19 protein-coding genes and 2 tRNA genes are annotated in these 23014 nt (G+C 40.2%); 16 read left to right on the forward strand and 5 right to left on the reverse strand.

Features of this window, described 5'->3' with window-relative positions; genetic code table 11:
• Positions 1 to 33: 33 nt before the first annotated feature.
• The 16 genes from aroK to I2F31_RS10995 all read left to right on the forward strand — a co-directional run bounded on the left by aroK (position 34) and on the right by I2F31_RS10995 (position 19552).
• Positions 34 to 588 carry a shikimate kinase AroK gene (gene aroK, locus I2F31_RS10920; RefSeq protein ID WP_407647884.1) on the forward strand — a complete coding sequence of 185 codons (555 nt, stop codon included), beginning with the start codon at positions 34 to 36 and terminating at the stop codon, positions 586 to 588.
• A 25-nt stretch (positions 589 to 613) separates the two neighbouring features.
• Positions 614 to 1696: a 3-dehydroquinate synthase gene (gene aroB, locus I2F31_RS10925; protein ID WP_195773896.1), complete on the forward strand. Its 1083-nt coding sequence runs from the start codon at positions 614 to 616 to the stop codon at positions 1694 to 1696.
• Positions 1697 to 1706: 10 nt separating this feature from the next.
• On the forward strand, positions 1707 to 2444 hold the full coding sequence (locus I2F31_RS10930; protein WP_195769525.1) for an SPOR domain-containing protein: 738 nt from the start codon (positions 1707 to 1709) through the stop codon (positions 2442 to 2444).
• A gap of 538 nt (positions 2445 to 2982) precedes the next feature.
• Complete coding sequence (gltB, locus tag I2F31_RS10935) at positions 2983 to 7458, forward strand: glutamate synthase large subunit (protein ID WP_195769564.1); 4476 nt, start codon at positions 2983 to 2985, stop codon at positions 7456 to 7458.
• A gap of 73 nt (positions 7459 to 7531) precedes the next feature.
• Positions 7532 to 8953 (forward strand): FAD-dependent oxidoreductase, encoded by a 1422-nt coding sequence (locus I2F31_RS10940; RefSeq protein WP_195769526.1) that lies wholly within the window; start codon positions 7532 to 7534, stop codon positions 8951 to 8953.
• Between the two features lie 192 nt (positions 8954 to 9145).
• Positions 9146 to 9739 carry a LemA family protein gene (locus tag I2F31_RS10945; RefSeq protein WP_195769527.1) on the forward strand — a complete coding sequence of 198 codons (594 nt, stop codon included), beginning with the start codon at positions 9146 to 9148 and terminating at the stop codon, positions 9737 to 9739.
• 18 nt (positions 9740 to 9757) lie between these two features.
• Positions 9758 to 10834 carry a TPM domain-containing protein gene (locus I2F31_RS10950; protein WP_195773897.1) on the forward strand — a complete coding sequence of 359 codons (1077 nt, stop codon included), beginning with the start codon at positions 9758 to 9760 and terminating at the stop codon, positions 10832 to 10834.
• Positions 10828 to 11388, forward strand: coding sequence for a TPM domain-containing protein (locus tag I2F31_RS10955; RefSeq protein ID WP_195773898.1), 561 nt, complete (start codon positions 10828 to 10830; stop codon positions 11386 to 11388). The genes I2F31_RS10950 and I2F31_RS10955 overlap by 7 nt, the downstream gene beginning before the upstream one ends.
• A 276-nt stretch (positions 11389 to 11664) precedes the next feature.
• Complete coding sequence (locus I2F31_RS10960; RefSeq protein WP_195773899.1) at positions 11665 to 12114, forward strand: pilin; 450 nt, start codon at positions 11665 to 11667, stop codon at positions 12112 to 12114.
• Positions 12115 to 12160: 46 nt separating this feature from the next.
• Complete coding sequence (locus tag I2F31_RS10965; RefSeq protein ID WP_195773900.1) at positions 12161 to 13780, forward strand: PglL family O-oligosaccharyltransferase; 1620 nt, start codon at positions 12161 to 12163, stop codon at positions 13778 to 13780.
• 175 nt (positions 13781 to 13955) lie between these two features.
• A tRNA-Met gene (locus I2F31_RS10970) sits at positions 13956 to 14032 on the forward strand.
• 80 nt (positions 14033 to 14112) lie between these two features.
• A tRNA-Met gene (locus I2F31_RS10975) sits at positions 14113 to 14189 on the forward strand.
• A gap of 205 nt (positions 14190 to 14394) precedes the next feature.
• Positions 14395 to 14919, forward strand: a complete 525-nt coding sequence (rimP, locus tag I2F31_RS10980) for a ribosome maturation factor RimP (protein WP_195769532.1) — start codon at positions 14395 to 14397, stop codon at positions 14917 to 14919.
• A gap of 33 nt (positions 14920 to 14952) precedes the next feature.
• The gene (nusA, locus tag I2F31_RS10985) at positions 14953 to 16437 is read left to right on the forward strand and encodes a transcription termination factor NusA (protein ID WP_195769533.1); all 1485 of its coding nucleotides are present in this window, start codon (positions 14953 to 14955) and stop codon (positions 16435 to 16437) included.
• A gap of 10 nt (positions 16438 to 16447) precedes the next feature.
• Complete coding sequence (gene infB, locus I2F31_RS10990) at positions 16448 to 19150, forward strand: translation initiation factor IF-2 (RefSeq protein WP_195769534.1); 2703 nt, start codon at positions 16448 to 16450, stop codon at positions 19148 to 19150.
• 3 nt (positions 19151 to 19153) lie between these two features.
• Positions 19154 to 19552 carry a ribosome-binding factor A gene (locus I2F31_RS10995; RefSeq protein ID WP_195769535.1) on the forward strand — a complete coding sequence of 133 codons (399 nt, stop codon included), beginning with the start codon at positions 19154 to 19156 and terminating at the stop codon, positions 19550 to 19552.
• A gap of 47 nt (positions 19553 to 19599) precedes the next feature.
• On the opposite strand, the gene I2F31_RS11000 is transcribed toward I2F31_RS10995, so the two are convergent.
• The 5 genes from I2F31_RS11000 to I2F31_RS11020 are packed head-to-tail and all read right to left on the reverse strand — an operon-like array spanning position 19600 to position 23009.
• Positions 19600 to 20013: a Na+/H+ antiporter subunit G gene (locus I2F31_RS11000; RefSeq protein ID WP_195769536.1), complete on the reverse strand. Its 414-nt coding sequence runs from the start codon at positions 20011 to 20013 to the stop codon at positions 19600 to 19602.
• Positions 20014 to 20023: 10 nt separating this feature from the next.
• Positions 20024 to 20299: a monovalent cation/H+ antiporter complex subunit F gene (locus I2F31_RS11005; RefSeq protein WP_195769537.1), complete on the reverse strand. Its 276-nt coding sequence runs from the start codon at positions 20297 to 20299 to the stop codon at positions 20024 to 20026.
• Positions 20296 to 20817: a Na+/H+ antiporter subunit E gene (locus tag I2F31_RS11010; protein ID WP_195769538.1), complete on the reverse strand. Its 522-nt coding sequence runs from the start codon at positions 20815 to 20817 to the stop codon at positions 20296 to 20298. Before I2F31_RS11010 ends, I2F31_RS11005 begins: the two co-directional genes overlap by 4 nt.
• Positions 20818 to 22641 carry a monovalent cation/H+ antiporter subunit D gene (locus I2F31_RS11015; RefSeq protein ID WP_195769539.1) on the reverse strand — a complete coding sequence of 608 codons (1824 nt, stop codon included), beginning with the start codon at positions 22639 to 22641 and terminating at the stop codon, positions 20818 to 20820.
• On the reverse strand, positions 22638 to 23009 hold the full coding sequence (locus I2F31_RS11020; RefSeq protein ID WP_195769540.1) for a Na+/H+ antiporter subunit C: 372 nt from the start codon (positions 23007 to 23009) through the stop codon (positions 22638 to 22640). Before I2F31_RS11020 ends, I2F31_RS11015 begins: the two co-directional genes overlap by 4 nt.
• Positions 23010 to 23014 lie beyond the last annotated feature (5 nt).

The raw sequence follows: 23014 nt of genomic DNA on the forward strand, positions 1-23014 counted from the left end.
AATCATTAATATAAGTGTTATAGATCTAAAACAATAGGTGGCGTCTTGCCAAAACAAGCAATTGACACCCTACCAAATATCTATTTGGTAGGGCCTATGGGAGCTGGAAAAACCACAGTTGGGCGTCATCTTGCCGAAATTCTTGGTCGGGATTTTGTAGATAGTGATCATGAAATTGAGGCGAAAACAGGTGCTTCAATTCCATGGATTTTTGAAAAAGAAGGTGAAATAGGCTTTCGTCAACGAGAACAACACGTTTTAAGTGAACTTACACAGCTTGGTAATTTAGTCCTTGCAACGGGTGGTGGTGCGATTACGCAACCTGAAAATCGTCATGTGCTACGATCAACAGGAATTGTGATTTATTTATTTGCACCTGTTGAAATACAGTTGCAACGTACATATAGAGACAAAAATCGTCCACTGCTACAAGTGGATTATCCTGAAAAACGCCTGCAAGCGCTTTTAGAAATAAGAGACCCTCTGTATAAAGAAGTTGCTCATCATATTGTTGATACCCACAATGGAGCAGCTCGAGATTTGGCCTATCAAATCTTGAGTAAAATTCTTGAAACTCCACGAATTTAATAATGAATAGTAATTGGTTGAAATGATGCAAACATTATATGTTGAACTTGGTGAACGTCGCTATCCTATATACATTGGTAGTCAGCTTGATATTGCGCCGTTGCTGTCGCCATATTTACCTAATAAACAAGTGATGATTGTAACCAATGATACTGTTGCACCACTATATGCAAAAACCTATGAGGATGCATTGACACAGTTGGGTAAAACAGCGGCTACATGTGTTTTACCAGACGGCGAGCGGTATAAAAATATTGAATGTTTAAATCTTATTTTTGATGCGTTGCTAAGAGAAGGGTTTAATAGAGACTGTACTGTACTTGCATTAGGTGGTGGTGTGATTGGTGATATGGCTGGTTTTGCTGCAGCCAGTTTTCAGCGAGGTGTTGACTTTATTCAAGTGCCAACCACATTATTGTCTCAAGTAGATTCAAGTGTGGGCGGAAAAACAGGCATTAACCATGCGCTTGGTAAAAATATGATTGGGGCATTTAAACAGCCTAATATTGTATTTGCAGATATGGCACAACTCAAAACATTGCCTCCACGTGAGTTATCTGCAGGTCTTGCCGAAGTCATTAAGTATGCTTTATTGGGTGATATTGAGTTCTTAGCATGGCTAGAACAAAATATGGATGAGTTGGTGATGGGTAATGAGCAGAAGTTAGCAGAAGCTGTCTATCGCTCTTGCGCACATAAAGCACGTATTGTCGCCAATGATGAAAAAGAACATGGTGAAAGAGCGCTTTTAAACTTAGGTCATACTTTTGGTCATGCCATTGAATCTTATTTAGGCTATGGTACATGGCTACATGGTGAAGCGATTGCTGTTGGTATGGTCATGGCTGCCGATCTATCTCATCAAATGGGATTTATTTCAGCAGAAGATGTTGAGCGTATTAAGGTGATTTTTCAGCGTGCTCGACTGCCAATTCAGTGCCCAAATATTCCAATAGATGACTTTTTGAGCTATATGGCACATGATAAGAAGGTGCTTAATGGGTCAATCCGTTTAATTTTACTGAAAAGTGTAGGCCAAGCATTTATTACCAATGATTTTGAGTTGGGTATGATGAAACAGGCTATTCTTAATCATTTAGAACAATAGAGACGCATATATGTCTAGTCATCACGCGACTACAAAATCTCGTTTAAAACCGTGGTCATTGTTCATTGTAGGTGGCGTGTGTCTAGCGGGTGCTTTATTGGTTATGTCATTAACACCCCCCCCTACACCTGTTGCACACTCGCATGATGATGAAGATGTGGTTTATCCTACATTTCAGGTAGAACAGGTAGCAGCTGTGCCCAATTTGGGGGTACTTACAGAGCAAGTACGCCCATTACAGCAAACGACACGTGTGGTGACATCAGGTGCTCATGAATCTGAATTTAGGGGCACAAAATTTATTAATGAATATCGTAACCGTTATAGTATTCAAATTGCACAAGTGAGTAAGGAAGATATTATTAAAAACTTCCTACAACTCAGAGCAGATCGCAAGAAATTTACTTATATTCGCCTCAGTGGTGAAAACCAATCTGAACGTTATGTACTGTTATATGGTATTTATGACGGAGAGCAAGAGGCGAAAGCAGTGTTGTCTAGACTGAATTTAAACCTTCCTACGTCGATTAAGCCAAATGTTGAAAAGATTGCAAATTATGCGGCATATGTGAACGATATGGGGGCAGATGAGGGTTCAGATGCTGGCAAACTTTATGACATACGTTTGACCAATGCACCATTGCCTAAGGTGGTATTACCTGTATTGGACCCTGAACCAGAGACACAATTGCCAAGCAGTATAAGTGAAGCAAGTGTACAAAAAATAACGCCTTTGAGTGGAAATTAAAATCAAAACAATACAGTGAAACATGTAAATAGCCTCATAATCACTACAACTTTAGTCGCATCTTTTGGCAAATTTAAAGGCAGATGATCTGCTAAAAAAGCATATATATTACATGTTCATAAATTGAACATGGAAAACCATTTTTGCACCAAAATAGACCCAACTTAAAACAATTGAGCTGTTTATATGGTTTTTTAAGTGTTTGATATTTATTTTTTTATTTTGAATATAATAAATCTTATTGTTTGGCATATATTTTGCTTATATTGGTGCATGAAGCCTCAATTTGGTGATGTATGGTCCAAATTGAAACCAAAAAAATAAGCATCGTTTTTTGCGGTTAACATGATTCACTACATACATTCTTGCAATTTTATGTATGGAGTGGCGCTCAAAACAAGATATGCTATTTAAACGAGCTTTAAAATTTAGCCCACGTTTGTTCTCACAAGCCACAAGCTGCCGATAAAAGTCGCAAAAAAATTTCTTAAGTGTATTGCTCTTTAGAGCGAATTGACAAAAAGGGTCCGCTATGCATATGCCATCGCTAAACACTGTAGCCCCCGCTCAAGGTTTATATCAACCTGATGAGTTCAAGGATAATTGTGGTTTTGGTTTAATTGCCCATATGAAAGGCAATGAAAGTCATGACTTAGTAAAAACAGCAATACATAGTTTAAGCTGTATGACACACCGTGGTGGTATTGCCGCAGATGGTAAAACTGGTGACGGCTGTGGTTTACTTTTGGCGATGCCAAAAGACTTCTTCCGTAGTGAAGCCAAAAAAGTGAGTGATATTACACTCAGCGAAATTTTTGCTGTGGGTTCAGTGTTTTTAAGTCTAGATGAAGCAACTGCAGCACATGCACGCCACATCCTTGCTAAAGAAATTGAATCAGACGGCTTACGTGTGATTGGCTGGCGTGAAGTGCCTGTTAATCTAGATGTGCTGGGTGAAATTGCCCTACAATCATTACCGCGTTTTGAGCAAGTTTTTGTGAACTGCCCAATGGGTGTGACTGAACCTGAATTTAACCGTAAACTCTTTTTAGCTCGCCGAAGAGCAGAGCAACTGTTACGTCAAGATACAGAATTTTACGTCACCACATTATGCTCTACGGTCATTAGCTATAAAGGCTTAATGATGCCTGCAGCGATTGCTGACTTTTATACAGATTTAGCAAACGAAGACTTAAAGTCACATATTGCAGTATTTCACCAACGTTTTTCGACCAATACATTGCCACGTTGGCCATTGGCACAGCCATTTCGTTATTTAGCACATAATGGTGAGATTAATACCATTACGGCAAACCGTAATTGGGCGAGTGCACGTACTCCAAAATTTGAAAACCCATTGCTACCGGGGTTGTCTGAGCTAGACCCCATTGTCAACCGTACAGGTTCTGACTCATCAAGCCTAGACAATATGCTTGAGATTCTGATTGGCGGTGGTATGGACTTGTTCCGTGCTTTACGCATGCTGGTACCACCTGCATGGCAAAATGTTGAAAACCTAGATGCAGACTTACGTGCGTTTTATGAGTTTAACTCAAAACACATGGAAGCATGGGATGGCCCAGCAGGTTTAGTGATTCAAGATGGTCGTCATGCCATTTGTATGCTCGACCGTAATGGTTTACGCCCTGCACGTTGGGTCATTACCAAAAATGATTATATTACCCTTGCCTCAGAAATTGGTGTGTGGGATTACAAGCCTGAAGATGTTGTGTCTAAAGGTCGTGTAGGTCCTGGTCAGATTTTAGTGGTCGACACGTTTACAGGAAAACTTCTTGAAACAGAAGATGTGAGTAACCATCTGAAACGTATGCGTCCATATCGCCAATGGTTGCGTGAAAATGCCTTACGTTTACAAGTCAGTCCACAGCTTGAAGAACATTTGATTGATAAAGGTTTAAGTGGTGAGCAGCTGAAAGTTGCACAAAAAATGTTTATGGTCACTTTTGAAGAACGTGATCAAGTGTTACGTCCAATTGCTGAAAATGGCCAAGAAGCTGTTGGCTCAATGGGCGATGACACGCCAATGGCAGTGCTGTCAAAACAAGTACGTCATGTAACTGACTATTTCAGACAGCAATTTGCACAGGTGACCAATCCACCAATTGACCCGTTGCGTGAGTCGATTGTGATGTCACTTGAAACCTGTTTAGGCCGTGAGCAAAACGTATTTGAGCAAGGGCCAGAACATGCAGACCGCTTGATTATTTCAAGCCCTGTATTGTCTAATTCAAAAATGCACCAACTCAGAACCATTGGTCGTACAGGCTATGAAGCGGCTGAAATAGACTTAAACTATGAAGCTTCTGAAGGGTTGCAAGTTGCGATTCAACGCATTTGTGAAGAGTCGGCACAGGCCATTCGTGATGGTAAAACTTTACTGATTATTTCAGATAAAAAAATCCGAGCAGGCTATTTACCTGCAAATGCTGCAATGGTAACAGGTGCAATTCATCACTACCTCATTAAAGTCGGCTTGCGTGCAGATGCTAACATTATTGTAGAAACTGGACTTGCACGTGACCCACATCAATTTGCAGTGATTTTAGGCTTTGGTGCGACAGCAGTTTATCCTTACCTTGCTTATGACGTGATTAATGATCTTGTGGCGAAAGGTGAGCTGTTGGGTGATCCACTACAAGCACAAAGCAACTTCCGTAAAGGTATAGATAAAGGCTTGCTCAAAGTTTTATCTAAAATGGGAATTTCAACCGTTGCCTCTTATCGTGGTGGGCAGTTGTTTGAAGCCGTTGGTTTGTCGAGTGAAGTGGTTGATATGTGCTTTACTGGTGTACCAAGCCGTATACAAGGTGCGACTTTTACAGATTTAGAAAATGACCAAAAAATCTTGGCAGAATTGGCATGGAAAACCCGTAAGCCAATTGACCAAGGGGGTATGCTGAAATTTGTATTTGGTAAGGAATATCACGCCTTTAATCCAGATGTGATTAATGCATTACATCGTGCTGTACGTTCTGGAGATTACCAAGACTTCAAAGCGTATGCAGAATTGGTGAATAATCGTCCTGTTGCGACCATTCGCGATTTGCTAAAAGTAAAAACAGATCATCCAATTTCAATTGATGAAGTGGAAGATATTAGTCAAATCTTACCTCGTTTTGACTCTGCAGGCATGTCGATAGGTGCATTGTCACCAGAAGCACATGAGGCGATTGCGACAGCCATGAACACCATGGGTGGACGTTCAAACTCTGGTGAGGGTGGTGAAGATCCTGCACGTTATGGCACGATTCGAAACTCAAAAATTAAACAAATTGCATCAGGCCGTTTTGGTGTCACACCAGAATACCTTATGTCGGCTGAAGTACTACAAATTAAAGTCGCACAAGGGGCAAAACCAGGTGAGGGTGGTCAGTTACCTGGTGGTAAAGTAAACCCATTAATCGCTCGTTTACGTTATGCAGTGCCGGGTGTAACCCTGATTTCACCACCACCGCATCACGATATTTATTCAATTGAAGATTTATCACAGCTTATCTTTGACTTAAAGCAAGTTAATCCGAAAGCGATGGTGTCGGTAAAGCTGGTGTCTGAGCCGGGTGTGGGTACGATTGCTGCAGGCGTGGCAAAAGCCTATGCTGACTTTATTACCGTGTCAGGTTATGACGGTGGTACAGCTGCATCGCCGTTGTCTTCTATTCATCATGCTGGTTCACCGTGGGAACTTGGTCTTGCAGAAGCACATCAAGCATTACGTATTAATGACCTGCGTGGCAAAGTACGTGTACAAACCGATGGTGGTTTAAAAACGGGTCTAGATGTGGTGAAAGCCGCCATTTTAGGTGCAGAAAGCTTTGGTTTTGGTTCTACACCAATGATCGCTTTAGGCTGTAAATACCTACGTATTTGTCACTTAAACAACTGTGCAACAGGTGTTGCAACGCAACAAGACCACTTACGTAAAGATCACTATATTGGTGAGCCGGAAATGCTGATTAACTTCTTCAAATTTATTGCAGAAGAGACGCGTGAGTGGTTGGCCACACTTGGGGTGAGCCAACTGAAAGATCTGATTGGTCGCGTAGATTTACTAGAAATGCTACCGGGTGAAACACAGAAGCATCGTCATATTGACCTGAGCCCACTGTTACAGTCACACCCTGCAGCCGAAGGTAAGGCGCAGTACTGCGTACAACAGGGTAATCCACCATTTGACCAAGGTTTGTTGGCTGAAAGAATGGTTGAAGAAATGAAGCCAACCATTGAAGCAGCAACAGGCGGTGAGTTCTTCTTTAATGTAGGTAACTGTGACCGCTCTATTGGTGCTCGAATTTCTGGTGAAATCGCGAGCCGTCATGGTAACTTGGGTATGGAAAGTAACCCAGTGGTTGTGAACTTAAATGGTACAGCAGGGCAGTCACTCGGTGTGTGGAATGCAGGTGGTTTACACATTCGCTTAGAGGGTGATGCAAACGATTACGTCGGTAAGGGTATGGCAGGTGGTAAACTGGCGATCTTCCCACCAAAAGGTTCACCATTCCAAACGCAAACCACAGCCATTATTGGTAACACGTGTTTATATGGTGCAACGGGTGGTAAAGTCTACGCGGCAGGTACAGCAGGCGAGCGTTTTGCCGTGCGTAACTCAGGTGCATTTGCGGTCATTGAAGGGGCAGGTGATCACTGTTGTGAATATATGACTGGTGGTGTGGTGACCATTTTGGGCAAAGTGGGCTATAACTTCGGTGCAGGTATGACAGGTGGTTTTGCTTACGTTCTAGACTTGGAAAATGAATTTGTTGATCGTTATAACCATGAGTTAATTGATTTGACGCGTATTTCAACGGAATCTATGGAAGAACACCAAACTAACTTGCTACGCATTTTAGATGAACACATCAAAGAAACAGGAAGTGCGTGGGCATATAAGATTCGCCATGAGTTTGACTTCTATAGCCGAAAATTTTGGTTGGTTAAACCTAAAGCAGCAAACTTACTCACGTTGTTAAAAGCAACACAGGCCGACCCACAGTAACTCGAATCTTGATATGAACAGGCAGGTGCAAAATGGTTAGCCAATCATTTTGCACTGACCCACGGAGAACAATATGGCAGAACGCCTAAGTAACGACTTCCAGTTTCTCGATGTCGCACGCCAAGACCCTGAAAAAAAACAAATTGATGTACGTAAATCTGAGTTTGTAGAAATTTATAAACCATTTGGTACAGATACAGCACAAAACCAGACACACCGCTGTTTAGGTTGTGGTAACCCTTACTGTGAATGGAAGTGTCCTGTACACAACTACATTCCAAACTGGTTGAAACTCATTTCTGAAGGGCGTATTTTTCAAGCGGCTGAACTGTGTCACCAAACAAACACACTGCCTGAAGTGTGTGGTCGTGTGTGTCCACAAGACCGTTTGTGTGAAGGGGCGTGTACCTTAAATGACGGTTTTGGTGCAGTGACCATTGGTAATGCAGAGAAATACATTAACGATACTGCCTTTGCACTTGGTTGGCGACCAGACATGTCACATGTGCAATGGACCAATAAAAAAGTTGCTATTATTGGTGCAGGCCCTGCAGGTCTAGGCTGTGCCGATATTTTAATTCGTAGTGGTGTTAAACCGACTGTCTTTGATAAGCGCCCAGAAATTGGTGGCTTGCTGACTTTTGGTATTCCAGAATTTAAAATGGAAAAAGATGTCATGAAACGCCGTCGTGAAATTTTCACAGGCATGGGTGTTGAATTTAAGCTGAATGTAGAGATTGGCACAGACATTACTATAGAACAACTTTTAGCAGATTATGACGCCGTATTTATGGGTATGGGTACATATACCTACATGAAAGGCGGTTTTGCCGGTGAAGATTTAGATGGTGTGTACGATGCCTTAGACTTCCTGATTGCCAATGTGAACCGTTGTCAAAACTGGGAAAAAGATGCGTCTGAATATATTTGCATGGAAGGCAAAAAGGTGATTGTACTTGGTGGTGGTGACACAGCCATGGACTGTAACCGTACTTCTATTCGCCAAGGTGCGGCGGAAGTCACGTGTGCTTATCGCCGTGATGAAGCAAATATGCCGGGTTCTCGTAAAGAAGTACAAAATGCTAAAGAAGAAGGTGTAGAGTTTTTATTTAACCGCCAACCGATTGAAATTGTGGGTGAGCATGGCAAAGTCACTGGCGTGAAGGTCGTGACCACACAATTGGGTGAACCAGATGTACGTGGTCGCCGTAGTCCAGAGCCTGTGCCGGGTTCAGAAGAAATTTTACCTGCAGATGCTGTACTCCTTGCATTTGGTTTTAGACCAAGCCCAGCGGATTGGTTTAGTACTGCAAGTATTGAGCTCGATGGTTCAGGTCGCGTGGTGGCTAAGGAAGAGCAACAATATAAATTCCAAACATCTCATCCGAAAATATTTGCCGGTGGAGACATGGTACGTGGTTCAGACCTCGTTGTGACTGCCATTTGGGAGGGTCGTCAAGCAGCTGAAGGTATTTTAGAGTACCTAGATGTTTAATCTATTATTTAGACACTTTCTACAATAAAGGACTTTTATGGTTTATTGTTGTGATGAGTGTCATCCTGATTAAATTGTTTTGTAAAGAATGAAGCCTCCAAATTATTTTGGGGGCTTTATTAAATAAAAGAAACACCATACTTAGAAAAAATGCTTATTATAGAGATCAGTGACTATAAAAATGAGGAAAGTATGAACACTTTAAAAAAACTTGCACTTGTTGGCGTATTGGGTGCAACACTGGTAACGTCAGGCTGTGGTTACAATGTATTACAAGCAAAAGATGAAGCAGTGAATGCATCTTGGTCAGATGTAGAAAACCAATACCAGCGCCGTGCCGATCTTGTACCAAACTTGGTGAATGTTGTAAAAGGCTATGCAAAACATGAAAAAAGTACACTCACCGAAGTGACACAAGCTCGCTCAAATGTGGCAGGTATTAAAGTCGATAAAGAAGTACTTGAAAACCCAGAGTTATTTCAGAAGTACCAAAAGGCACAAGATCAACTTACAAGCTCTTTGTCACGTCTGATCGCTGTATCTGAAAACTATCCTGATTTAAAAGCGAATCAGCAATTTTTAGATTTACAAGCACAGCTTGAAGGTACTGAAAACCGAGTTGCTGTTGCAAGAAATCGTTATATTACAACTGTGCAGGACTATAACACCTATGTTCGCCAATTCCCTCAGGCACTCACTGCAAAGGTTATTGGTATGAAAGTGCGCCCTAATTTTAGTGCACAAGCAGGTGCTGAAAAAGCACCAACGGTATCATTTGATAATTAGTTTAGATAGGTCTGGCCAATGCATATTTGGTGTTCAAATAAGCTAGGATTGTTTTTTAAGGTGCTTATCAGTGTGCTACTTTTAAGCAGTTCAGTCTTGGCTTGGAGTGATGATCAAAACAAGCAACTACTTACAACCACTGCTTTGAGTGATCAGTCTCCTGATGATGCAATTGTGGGTCAGGTGGTGCAGGAGCAACAAGCTAAAAAAAACAACAATAAACCGTCACAGCAGAGTACGAATACACCACAGTCTGTGGCAAATGACCTACAAGATGGGCAAAGTACACGTACTTTGCCTACGCTTAATCAACCTGTTATCGATCAAACACACCTTTTAAATACAACACAGTTAAAACAGTTATCTGACCAAATTACCCAAATCCATCGAACTGCAAAAGCACAGATAGGCGTTGTGATTGTACCAAGTACAGGGCAAGAAGATATTTTTGATTTTGCAATACGACTTGCAAACCAGTGGAAGCTAGGCACACAAAAACAAGACAATGGTATTGTGATTGCTGTTGCAGTCAATGATCGTCGGATTCAAATTCTAACAGGTTATGGTTTGGAAGGGGTATTACCAGATGTTGTGGTAAGTCGGATTATACGCAACCAAATTACCCCTGCATTTAAAGAAGGCAATATTGCACTGGGTTTAATGTCGGGTATCAATGAAATTCAAAGAATCATTAATTTAGACCCAGCGATTGCTCAGCAAGCGGCACAACAGTTAAAACAACAGCATGAAATTGCGATTCGTGAGCAAGAATCTAGAGATCAGATGCTACTTTATACCGCCATTATTTTAATTGTAGGTATATTTGCATCTTCATTCTTTGGTCATCGTTTAACAGCATCTGTGGCTGGTGTGACTGCGGTCAGTACAGGTTTACTCAGTGGGGCTGGACTACTGGTCAGCCTTTTGCTCGGTGCTGGTGTTTTTTTCCTTTTAATCACTTCTTTAGCACAGTTACTACTACAAGTATTTACATCAGGTGGTGGTAGTGGTGGCGACAGTAGTGGCGGTAATGGTAGTAGTGGTTATAGCGGTGGTGGCGACTTTGGTGGTGGAGGTGCTTCGGGCTCATGGTAAATAAAACACAAGCAACCTATATTTTAAGTAGTACTGGTGTAGATAAAAAAACAACAGTTAGCTTTAAGCGTTGGTTGAAACATTTTTTTTATTTGTCTAACAGTAAATATTACTTTTCTAAGCAGGACAGAATAGATATTGCTCAAGCCATTCAGTCTGCTGAACAGGGGCATGTTGGTGAAATACAAGTGGTCATAGAGAGTTATATACCTTCAAATGCTGCATATTTTCAAAATACTACGATGAGAGCGCGTCAGCTATTTGCAGAACTGGGTGTTTGGGATACTGAATATAATAGTGGTGTACTTTTGTATGTTAATTTATGCGAACGACAGGTCGATATTGTATTTGATCGTGGTATTAAGAAAACAACAGACCCAAGGACTTGGCAAAATATTTGCCAAAGTGTGATACAACAAATGAAAAATAAGGCCTATAAAGTAGCGATCACCTATGGTGTAGAACAAATTGGGAAAACACTCAATCACCACTATTCAAGTATAGAGCCATTAGACGCTAATAATGAATTATCTGATGATCCGATGATTTTATAGACCGATTGTTATAGATTTAAGTGGCCAGTTACAAAAATATTTAATGTTTTAAACACCTCGTAAGTATGATTAAGTACTTGTAATATGTGTAGATGTCTAAATTTTTAATATCTATTTTTATTGGCATGCTTGTTGCTGTAATTTAGTTATCACATGGCTGTGCTAGATTTATTCACATATAATCATGCTATGTATATTGGTATATAATATGTTATGTTTAGCATGTTTAATTTAACTGAATTATATTCCTTTCAAACTCAATATCGGGGTAAATGAATGAACGCTCAAAAAGGTTTTACATTAATTGAATTGATGATCGTTGTTGCGATTATTGGTATTTTGGCTGCGATTGCGATTCCTGCGTATCAAGGCTATATTGCTAAATCACAAATTGCCGCAAGCTTAGCGGAAATTAGCCCAGGTAAAACCAATGCCGAAGCATTACTTGCAACTGGTGTATCTACAACGCTTACTAGTGCATCTGCTGTTGGCTTACAGACATCTACTAATAACTGTTCAGCAATTGCCGTAAGTATTTCAAGCACAACATCCGTGATTACTTGTACAATGCAAGGTACGACTTCAATTACAGGTAAGAAAATTCAATGGGCACGTTCTGCAGATAACACGACTACAGGTGCTGTTGGAACTTGGACGTGTAACTCAGATGCACCAGCAGATTATATACCAAAATCTTGTACTGGTCGTACAATTGCTACTTCTTAATTATTTGTGGTAAACAGTGCGGAGGTTTTAAACTTCCGCATTTATTATGAAAATATTTCTAAGTCTTTTTAGCGTATTGCTTTGGTTGTCTTATGCCAATCCAGCCCATTACCTTCCGTGGTCTAGCTTCCTATCAGAGTTTTTAGCTTTTTTTAGTATTGTTTTTCTACTTCCATTGTTATTTTTAAGAAGAAATATAGCTATCCCTCGTTTTATTTTTCCATTTTTATTATTATCAGCTGTACCATTTTTACAATATTATTTTACCCAAATTTTCTTTTTTACTATTGCTTGGTCGGCGTCACTGTATCTATTTACTTTCATGTTAGCTGTTATCGTTGGTTATAACTTAACAATAAAAGAACATACTAAAAATTCACTTTTGAATGCTGTATACACTGCATTTTTTGTTGCATCTTTATTTTCTTCTTGCCTCGCTATTTTTCAGTGGTTAGGGGTGTTTAAGGGGCAAGCATGGATAATGGGCTTCACTGGCAATCGTCCATATGCAAATATCGGGCAATTTAACCAATTATCTACATTGTTATCCTTAGGTTTACTATCAGGCTTGTATTTTTTTGAACGAGCTATTCTAAAAAGAAATATATTTATTATTTCTAGTTGCCTATTTCTATTTGCCATGGCACTTTCACAATCCCGTACAGGGTGGTTGATCATTACTTTTTGCTTTATTTTTGTTATGGTTTGGCAAAATAAAATGGATTTAAAGTCTAATTATAAAGATTTTATTTTTTTAACACTCTTTTATATTTTAGCAATTTTAGTGTTGCCAAGTTTAAATCATCTTTTAGCTCCTTATTTTGATATTGCACCTATTAGCTCGGCATCTGAAAGAATTTCATCAGGCTATTTAAGGTTAGATATTTGGAACCAAATGATTCATGCTGTCATGAAACAGCCTCTTTGGGGTTATGGTTGGAATCAAACCAGTGTTGCACAAGCACAGGTTATTGATGTTTATAAAGGCTATGAATGGGCATCCAGTGCACATAATTTATTTTTAGATATTATTGTTTGGTGTGGATTACCTTTGGGTTCAATAGTTGTTTTATATATTCTCTGGATATATAAAAACTTATTTAACCATATTGTTAATCTTGAAACACTGATAATCTTTCTCATAGTCTCGGCATTAGGTATTCATTCAATGCTTGAATTTCCATTGTATTATATGTATTTCTTATTACCTTTGGGTTTGCTTATTGGCATCTCATTTAGGTATCAATCACGTTCTGAGCTTTTAATAAGTCGCTGGTTTATACCAATTATCGTGTCTTTTTCTTTTTTTGCTGGATATCATGTTTATCAGCAATATAATTTAGTTTGGGACAATACTCTGGCTGGAAAAACAGCGGAAATGAACGATCATAAAGGAAAAGTAGATTTACCTTACACTCTTTTTTTGTTTGACCAATATGACGCTAGAGCACAATGGATTGGTCTAAATGTACATCAAAAAATGACAGCATTTGATTGGGTGAATGCAAAAAAAATGGCTGAATTGTATATTATGCCTTACGACTTAATAAAATATGCTCAGGTCCTTGCCGTGAATGGGCAAGAGCAAGAGGCAAAAAGACAACTTGCTATTTTAAATTATACGTATCGTCGAAATCTAACATATGAGCAATTATTCGATAAGTAGCATTAGCTATGGTTTTGTTTTGGTTTTGCCCAAAAAAGAACCACTTAACCCCAAAATAGAGCAAAGTTAAAAAAACAGCTTGCGTTGCATGGTTTAGCTCTATACAATGCGCTCCATCAAGTTATTTAGTGCTTGGTTTTAAGATTACATGTTTACCAGAACATTGTAATGTCGGTGCGGGATGGAGCAGTCTGGTAGCTCGTCGGGCTCATAACCCGAAGGTCGTTGGTTCAAATCCAGCTCCCGCTACCAATTCAATGAAGCTTGCAAAATCATTGGGCTTATTCAAAGTTGTAAAGCAACTAAAAGTAAGTTAGAATATTGCACACTATTGCGGGATGGAGCAGTCTGGTAGCTCGTCGGGCTCATAACCCGAAGGTCGTTGGTTCAAATCCAGCTCCCGCTACCAAGATTCTTGCTAAAAGGCTCACAAATAGGTGGGCCTTTTTGCACAGTGGGCTTTGCTTTTTCTGTGCAAAAAGGGCGGATACACGCCCTTTTTTAATGGTCGTTATGTTGTGTAGACATCAATTCGTCAACAATACATGCTTCACTACATACAGGTAGGTTGGTACAAAAGCCAACTGTTGCATTGCATAAAATGATGAGAGTACATGAAATTATCAAACAAAAATCAAGCGCTACAAGATCTCATTGCACCTGCGGTAGCAGCATGTAATGTTGAACTATGGGGTATTGAATTTTTACCGCAAGGTAAGCGTTCAATGCTACGTATTTATATAGATCGACCTGATCAAGTCGATCAAATAGAAGCCCCTGAAGATGAAAATACCGACGACAAAGGTCGTGGCATTGGTGTTCAAGATTGTGTAAATGTGACAAAGCAAGTCGGCGCAATTTTAGATGTACATGACCCTATTTCTGGTGAATATTCTCTTGAAGTATCTTCACCTGGGTGGGATCGTCCATTTTTTCAACTTACTCAAATGCCAGCATATATTGGCCAACAAATCGCTTTACGTTTAATTGCTGCTGTTGAAAATCGCCGTAAATTTCAAGCGAAACTGGTTGCTGTTGATCTTGAAAATGAAACGATTCAAGTAGAAGTGGAAAAGCAACACGTTATTGAAATTGATAGTCAAAATATCGACAAGGCCAATTTGGTATATCAAGACTAAATTATTAAGAAAATTTGAAAGTATAGGTGACTTATGGGTCGTGAAATTCTTACCGTTGCAGAAACGGTTAGTAACGAAAAGGGTGTTAGCCGCGAAGCCATCTTTGAGGCACTAGAACAGGCATTAGTGGCTGCAACTAAAAAGAAGTTTTACGAAGGCACAAACTCTGAAGAAGCACAACTACGTGTAGAAATTGATCGTAAAACAGGTGAGTATCGTACATTTCGTCAGTGGGAAGTTGTTGCTGATGAAGACCATGAAATGCCAGCATGCCAAGATGCAATTTCAGATCTAGACCCTACGAAATGTTCAATTGGTGATATTCGTGAGTTAGAAGTTGAGTCGATTGAGTTTGGACGAATTGCTGCACAAATTGCAAAACAAGTGATTGTACAGAAAATTCGTGAAGCTGAGCGTGCATTGATTGCTGATGCGTATATGTCTAAAGTCGGTGAGCTTATTTATGGTGAAGTGAAAAAACAAACCAAAGATGGCTACATTATCGACTTAGGTGATAACGCAGAAGGTTATTTGGCGCGTGAAGAAACGATTCCAAAAGAGAACTTACGTCCAAAACAGCGTTTAAGTGCAATTTTGTATGAAGTAAACCGCGAAGGTCGAGGTGCACAATTATTGCTATCTCGTTCTAGACCAGAGATGTTAAAGGCACTGATTAAGAAAGAAGTTCCTGAAATCTCAGAAGAAATTATTGAAATTAAAGCGGCCACACGCCAAGCAGGTGTGCGTGCTAAAATTGCAGTAAAAACCAATGATCACCGTATAGACCCTGTAGGTGCATGTATTGGTATGCGTGGTACACGTATTCAATCGGTACAACAAGAACTCAATGGCGAACGTATTGATGTTGTTGTATGGTCAGATGACCCTGCACAATATATTGCTAGTGCACTTGAGCCAGCAGATGTCTCTGGTATTGTGATTGATGAAGACATGCGTACAGCAGATATTATTTTTGCGACAAGCGAACAACTTGCACGTGCGATTGGTTCACAAGGGCAAAATGTCCGTCTTGCATCAGACTTGACAGGCTATAAGCTTGATATGATGCTTGAGGAAGACTACCATGCTCGTCAACAAAATGAAGCGCAACAGTATTTAGACATGTTTGTAACGCGTTTAGATATTGATGAAAACTTGGCTGTTGCATTGGTTGAAATGGGCTTTACTTCACTTGATGAAGTGGCGTATGTGCCTGCAGAAACATTCAATGAAATTGACTTAGATGCTGAAACTGTTGAACTTTTACAGAGTCGAGCGAAAGAAGTTGCTTTGGCAGATGCGTTAAAAGAGCAAGAAAATATTCAAGAGCCAAGCGATGAATTATTGAATATGGAAGGCGTAACGAAGCAAATCGCGTATGCACTTGCAAGCCGTGGCATTGTAACAATAGATGACCTTGCAGATCAGGCCACTGACGATATCTCAGATATTGAAGGTCTTGATGACAAACAAGCAGGTCAATTAATTATGAAAGCCAGAGAATCATGGTTTAACTAGGAGGTATTAAATGACGGACAAGTCGATTAAAGAATTGGCGAAAAATGTGGGACGTCCTGTTGAGAAGCTCCTAGAGCAAGTTCGTGATGCGGGATTGCCACAAAAAAACGCTGATGATACGCTTACAATAGAACAGCAAAATACCCTCGTAAACCATCTTAAAAAAGTACATGGTCAAGACGAAGGCAATGCAGGAAAAATTACCTTGAAACGTAAAACCACCAGTACAGCAAAAGTTGCAAGTACCTCTGGTAAGCCTAAAACTATTAATGTAGAAGTACGCAAAAAGCATACTTTTACCAAGCCTGATACAAAGCAATTGGCTGCTGAAGCGGCTGCAAAAGCTAAAACTGATGCAGACAAGCTAAAAGAAATGGCAAAAGCTGTAAAGTCTGATGCTAAAGAAAGTAAGCCTGTTGTTGAAAACAAAGCCAATGCAACGCTTGAAGCGATGCGTGCAGCACAAGCACAAAAGAAAGAGCAAGTGACGACTTCTTCTAAAGCTGCTGTTGTTGTGAAAAAACGTAATGGTGCAGTGGTTCGTCCAAATACTAAGCCAACAGTCAATGCTGCTGAGAAAAAAGCACGTCAGGAACAAGAAGCACAGCTTCGTGCAACTGAAGAAGCTGTACGTCGTAAAGCAGCTGAAGAAGCACAGCAACGTACACTTGAACAAATGCGTAAAATGGCATCTAAATATACGAATGATGATACTAAAACCATTCGTGTAGTCGATGATGCCCCAATTGCTGCAGGCCTTGTTGGTCAAGCGTATGAAGAATCTTTCAAGAAAGAAGACCGTGAAATTAAGCGTGGTGGTAGTACTAAAGACACCCGTGGTCAAAAGAAAGGTCGTAATGGGCAAGAAGAGCAAAGCTTTAGCAAAAACCATCATAAACGTGGTTTAAAAACCAGTGCTTCAAATAAGCATGGTTTTGAAAAACCAGTTAAAAAACAAGTATATGATGTTGAAATTGGCGAAACCATTATTGTTGGCGATCTTGCTCAAAAGATGGCTATTAAGGTTCGCGAAGTGATTAAAATGCTCATGAAAATGGGTGAGTTAGTCAATGAAAATCAAGCGATTGACCAAGAAACAGCATCTTTAGTGGTTGAAGAAATGGGGCATAACCCTGTTCTTGTGTCTGATACTGCAACAGAAGACAACCTGTTAGAGCAAGCAGAGCAAGCACGTGGTGAATTGACCGTTCGTCCACCAGTTGTGACCATTATGGGGCACGTTGACCATGGTAAAACGTCATTGCTTGACCGTATTCGTCGTGCAAAAGTAGCTGCAGGCGAAGCAGGTGGTATTACACAGCACATTGGTGCATATCATGTTGAAACAGACAAAGGCATTATTACTTTCTTAGATACACCAGGACACGCAGCGTTTACATCAATGCGTTCACGTGGTGCAAAAGCAACAGATATCGTAGTATTGGTTGTTGCCGCTGATGATGGTGTAATGCCACAAACTGCTGAAGCAATTGACCATGCACGTGCTGCAGGTACACCAATTATTGTTGCTATGAACAAGATGGACAAAGAATCTGCTGACCCAGATCGCGTTCTGAATGAATTAACAGCAAAAGAAATTGTGCCAGAGCAATGGGGTGGTGATGTTGCCGTTGCGAAAGTGTCTGCACACACAGGTGAAGGTATTGATGAGCTATTGGACTTGATCTCAATTCAAGCTGAACTCATGGAATTACAAGCATCAGCAAAAGGTGCTGCACAAGGTGTAGTCATCGAAGCACGTGTTGATAAAGGACGCGGTGCAGTGACTTCTATTCTTGTACAAAACGGTACATTAAATGTAGGTGACTTGGTACTTGCTGGTTCATCTTATGGTCGTGTACGTGCGATGTCTGATGAAAATGGCGTTCGTATTAAATCTGCAGGTCCTTCTATTCCAGTAGAAATTTTAGGACTACCAGAAGCACCAATGGCAGGTGATGAAGTCCTTGTTGTAAACGACGAGAAAAAAGCACGTGAAGTTGCAGATGCACGTATGACCCGTGAACGTCAAAAGCGTTTAGAGCGTGCAAGTGCAATGCGTCTAGAGAACCTCATGTCTTCTATGGGTAAAAAAGAAGTTCCAACGGTGAATATCGTACTTAAAACTGATGTTCGTGGTTCTTTAGAAGCACTACAAACAGCATTGTATGACCTTGCAACTGATGAAGTGAAAGTACGTGTGATTGGTTCTGGTGTTGGTGCAATTACAGAGTCTGATGTCACTTTAGCTGAATCATCAGATGCAGTATTACTTGGCTTTAACGTACGTGCAGATACAACAGCACGTCAAAAAGCAGATCAAGATGAAATTGATATTCGTTACTATAGCGTGATTTATCAGCTCATTGATGATGTGAAAAATGCCATGAGTGGTAAACTTGCTCCAGAACATCGTGAAACGATTCTTGGTGTGGCGCAAGTACGTGAAGTCTTCCATTCAAGTAAGTTTGGTGCTGCTGCTGGTTGTATGGTGATGGAAGGTGTGATTCATCGTAATAAACCGATCCGTATCTTGCGTGATGATGTTGTGATTTTCCAAGGTGAGCTTGAATCACTACGTCGTTATAAAGATGTAGTTGAAGAAGTACGTGCAGGTATGGAATGTGGTCTAGCTGTTAAGGGCTATAAAGATATTAAAGCCTTAGACAAAATTGAAGTATATGATGTACAAATTATTAAGCGGAGCCTTTAATTTATGGCAGGTAGTCAGCGTTTAAAACGTATGGCAGACTCAGTTCAGCGAGAAGTCGCTGAACTGATTCGTCAGGAGTTAAAAGACCCTCGCTTAGGTGGTTACGTGACCATTTCTGCTGTGAAAGTAAGCCCAGATTTGGGTTATGCTGAAATTTATGTCACAGTGATGGGACGTGAGCTTGGCGATGAACAGACTGAAGAAGCAAATAAAGAGACGCTAAATGTGTTAAATAAAGCGTCTGGATTTTTGCGTCAAGAGTTGAGTCGACGCATTAAGACAAGAGTCACGCCACGTTTACGTTTTCATTATGATAAAACCAATGCATATGGTAACTATATGTTTGATTTAATCGAAGAAGCGGTAAAAGACCTACCTGAGCGTAAAAAAGAGCAAGATTAATACAATAAAAAAGCCACTTTCTAGTGGCTTTTTTATATGTGCTTTTCTTATTGATTTGGCTTATTGGTTGGTTGGTTCGAGAGTTTGTTGTTCACATCACGCGTTGAAAACTTAGTTTTAGACCATGGTAAAGGGCGTTGAATGGTTTCAGGTACATCGCCACTTAGTGAACGCAGTTTTAAGTGAAGTGCTGCTTGTGCCATCAGGTTGGCAGATACAGGTGCACTAATAAAAGCCAATAGTGTAATAATTAATTCAGCAAATCCAAAATGATGATGAAAGGCCGAATAGATCATTGCAGCAATTAAAAAACTGCCTAAGCCTAAAGTACTTGATTTGGTTGGTGCATGTAAACGAGTAAACAAGTCGGGTAGGCGAATCATGCCAATACCGCCAGTCAGCATAAAAAAGCTACCTAGCAGTAAGAAGAATGACACACAAATTTCCATGATAAGTTGCATCATTTACTCCTTAATCTATCACATGGCCACTGGTAAAGTATCTAGCCAGTGCAACTGTTGAAATGAAACTTAGCATAGAAATAAACAACGCGCCTTCAAAGAGAAGGTTCGTTGCCCAATAAATACCAAGTACAATAATAAGTCCAGATGTGTTTAAAAATAATGTATCAAGTGCCAAAAGCCGATCAACAATAGATGGCCCAGTGACCATGCGAACAAGGCACAACAGCATAGAAATTGTGATCATGGTGAGACAAATTCCAAGTACATAAGGCAATATCATCATTGATTAACTCCTGTTTTTGCACTAAAAATTTGAATCAAAGGCTGTTCATAGCGTTGTTTAATGAGCTTAATCTCAGCATCTGGGTCTTTTGCATTGAGTGCATGAACTAAAATATCACCACGGGCTTGGTCTATGCCTGCACTGACTGTGCCTGGTGTTGTGGTAATAATCATTGCAAGTAATGAGTTAACTTGCTCATGTTTAGTTTCTAGTGGTATGCGGAACCATTTAGGTTCTAGGTTTTTTTTAGGCCCAAGTACAAGTTTAGCAACCACAAAGTTAGAAACAACTATGTCCCACAGTACGGTAAAAAATAAGTAGATGCTCGGTTGCCATTGAATATTTGGGGTGCGAGCAATAAATGGTGCTGAGAGTTTTGGAATAATAATTGCAATGAGACATGCGGTGATTACCTCACTCAAAGCAATACTGTGATTGAGCATAAGCCAAATTAAGCCACACAGCACAGAAACAAAAGGGTGGGGCAACCAGCGTATAAGCAATGACTTTCTTTTCATTTAAGGCTCCATTCGCTGTAGTTTTGCACCATCGTTGTTAATGGGTAAGGTGGTTGGTCTTAATAATTCTTGTTGCTGTTTTTCAATTTGCTCTTTTTTATATTGAGAAACATGCTCACCATTGAGTGTTTCTGGTGCAACAATATAAGGAATAAGGTGTGCATTTGGGTCCAAATTTTCACCTGCATATTTTGTTTCTGCAATATATTTTGAATCAAAAGGCTGGGTACTAATCACATTACCACGCGGGTCTTGCTTGAGTATGGCATTTTGATAAAACGATTGCTGTGATAAATCGGTGCTTGCAGCCGCCAAATATTGCTGAATCGGACTGGCAAAAATAACATATGCGATCAGCATGATTAAGAAAAAATATACTGTGATGTCATAGCGTTTTGGTGAGCGTTCAGGCAGTGCTTGGTACTGTGCATATGCTTCATTTGCAGGATTGTTTTCTGGCTCACTGGCTTGCCAAAATAAAATGAACCCTGCTTTCACAAAAGCCAAGATACTGAGTAAACTCACTACTAATATAGTGATAATAATAGCGACTTGGTATGGATAGCCTGCAGTGGCCTGTAAAATAAAGACTTTACCTAAAAAGCCACTAAATGGTGGTAAACCTGCCATCATTAGGGCAATCAGAAAAAAGCAAATAGATAGGAGCGTATTTTGTTTCATGCGTGGTGCAACTTTAAAGTGGTCTTTAAACTCACCTCGTTGTGCAGTAATCCACCCACAAAGTAAATAAAATGCTGCTCCCACAATGGTGCTATGAAACAGATAATATAGCCCTGCAGTCCATGAAGTGGGGCGGTCTATACCTAGAGCCACGCAGATTGTACCAAGTGACGATAAAATCATAAAACCAACAAAACGTCTTAAACGTATTGCACCTAATGCTCCAATTACGCCATAGAGTGAGCCAAGTAAGCCAAGTGCCAATAAAATATTAAATAAGGCAGTGTATTCTTGCTCAATAAAAAGTACGGAATTTACGCGTAAAATGGCATAAATACCCACTTTGGTCATGAGGGTAAATAAAGCAGCAACAGGTGTACTCGCCACAGCATAGGTTTTAGGTAACCAAAAACCTAAAGGTAAGACTGCGGCTTTAATGGCAAATACAGTGAAGAGTAGATATGCACCTGCGGTCGCAAGCTGTTTTTGGTCTGCATGTAGTGTTGGCATAATACGGGCCACATCAGCCATATTTAAACTGCCGACACTGGCATAAATTAAACCCAATGACACAAGAAAAATTGCACTGGCGACAAGGTTAATCACAACATAGTGTATGCCCAGTTGAAAGCGTGCTTTACCTTGACCGTAAATGAGTAATACATACGATGACATGAGCAACACTTCAAAAAATACAAAGAGGTTGAACAAATCACCTGTAAGGAATGCACCACATAAACCCATCAGTAAAAATTGTAGTAATGCATGGAAATAACGACCACGTAAGTCCCAGTCTGAGCTAGCAAACCATAAAATAGGTAGTGCTAAAAGATAGGTGAGTAATAGCATAAAACCAGATAAACGGTCTAATACTAAAACAATCCCAAAAGGCGCAGACCATTGGCTGAGTGTATATACAAAAAGTTGGCCATGAGTACTTTGAATCACATAGCTAAGTGCCGTAATAAAACCTGCAATGGTTGCGGTATAGCTGATAAAGCGTCGCCATGGTTGAAGTTTATCTGTGAGTAGCTCTTCAGCACGGGGGTTGCCTAGTAGTAATAAAATAAAGCCAGCAAAGGCAGGAATCAGTATGCTAATAATTGGAGTTTGGGCATGCCAAAAATGTAAAAAGCTATTCATGAGGCTTTGTCCTCATTTGGGTCATCTGCCAATTCGGTGATTTCTTTAGAGTCGACATGGTCTGTACCAGATTCATAGCGACTGCGTAGTGCTAACTGTACAATAAAAGCAGTGGTTGCAAAGCCGATTACAATTGCGGTGAGTACCAGTGCTTGGGGGAGTGGGTCAGTCACAGAGGTGGTTTCTGTGAGTATGGCTGGTGAGTTAATATGTACTCGACCTGTGGCAAATAAAAATAAATTTACCCCATAACCAAGCATGGCCAAGCCAAGCACCACAGGAAATGTTCTGGCACGTAAAATTAAATAAATGCCAGTTGCAAATAGTAATCCAATCGCGGATGCCATTAACAGTTCAATACTAATCATCTTGG

The sequence above is a fragment of the Acinetobacter rathckeae genome (genome assembly GCF_015627125.1).
Classification (GTDB): Bacteria; Pseudomonadota; Gammaproteobacteria; order Pseudomonadales; family Moraxellaceae; genus Acinetobacter; species Acinetobacter rathckeae.

Coding starts and splice junctions, on each gene's coding strand:
- aroB (WP_195773896.1), top strand. CDS start 614: ATGCAAACATTATATGTTGAACTTGGTGAACGTCGCTATCCTATATAC.
- I2F31_RS10930 (WP_195769525.1), top strand. CDS start 1,707: ATGTCTAGTCATCACGCGACTACAAAATCTCGTTTAAAACCGTGGTCA.
- gltB (WP_195769564.1), top strand. CDS start 2,983: ATGCCATCGCTAAACACTGTAGCCCCCGCTCAAGGTTTATATCAACCT.
- I2F31_RS10940 (WP_195769526.1), top strand. CDS start 7,532: ATGGCAGAACGCCTAAGTAACGACTTCCAGTTTCTCGATGTCGCACGC.
- I2F31_RS10945 (WP_195769527.1), top strand. CDS start 9,146: ATGAACACTTTAAAAAAACTTGCACTTGTTGGCGTATTGGGTGCAACA.
- I2F31_RS10950 (WP_195773897.1), top strand. CDS start 9,758: ATGCATATTTGGTGTTCAAATAAGCTAGGATTGTTTTTTAAGGTGCTT.
- I2F31_RS10955 (WP_195773898.1), top strand. CDS start 10,828: ATGGTAAATAAAACACAAGCAACCTATATTTTAAGTAGTACTGGTGTA.
- I2F31_RS10960 (WP_195773899.1), top strand. CDS start 11,665: ATGAACGCTCAAAAAGGTTTTACATTAATTGAATTGATGATCGTTGTT.
- I2F31_RS10965 (WP_195773900.1), top strand. CDS start 12,161: ATGAAAATATTTCTAAGTCTTTTTAGCGTATTGCTTTGGTTGTCTTAT.
- rimP (WP_195769532.1), top strand. CDS start 14,395: ATGAAATTATCAAACAAAAATCAAGCGCTACAAGATCTCATTGCACCT.
- nusA (WP_195769533.1), top strand. CDS start 14,953: ATGGGTCGTGAAATTCTTACCGTTGCAGAAACGGTTAGTAACGAAAAG.
- infB (WP_195769534.1), top strand. CDS start 16,448: ATGACGGACAAGTCGATTAAAGAATTGGCGAAAAATGTGGGACGTCCT.
- I2F31_RS10995 (WP_195769535.1), top strand. CDS start 19,154: ATGGCAGGTAGTCAGCGTTTAAAACGTATGGCAGACTCAGTTCAGCGA.
- I2F31_RS11000 (WP_195769536.1), bottom strand. CDS start 20,013: ATGCAACTTATCATGGAAATTTGTGTGTCATTCTTCTTACTGCTAGGT.
- I2F31_RS11005 (WP_195769537.1), bottom strand. CDS start 20,299: ATGATGATATTGCCTTATGTACTTGGAATTTGTCTCACCATGATCACA.
- I2F31_RS11010 (WP_195769538.1), bottom strand. CDS start 20,817: ATGAAAAGAAAGTCATTGCTTATACGCTGGTTGCCCCACCCTTTTGTT.
- I2F31_RS11015 (WP_195769539.1), bottom strand. CDS start 22,641: ATGAATAGCTTTTTACATTTTTGGCATGCCCAAACTCCAATTATTAGC.
- I2F31_RS11020 (WP_195769540.1), bottom strand. CDS start 23,009: ATGATTAGTATTGAACTGTTAATGGCATCCGCGATTGGATTACTATTT.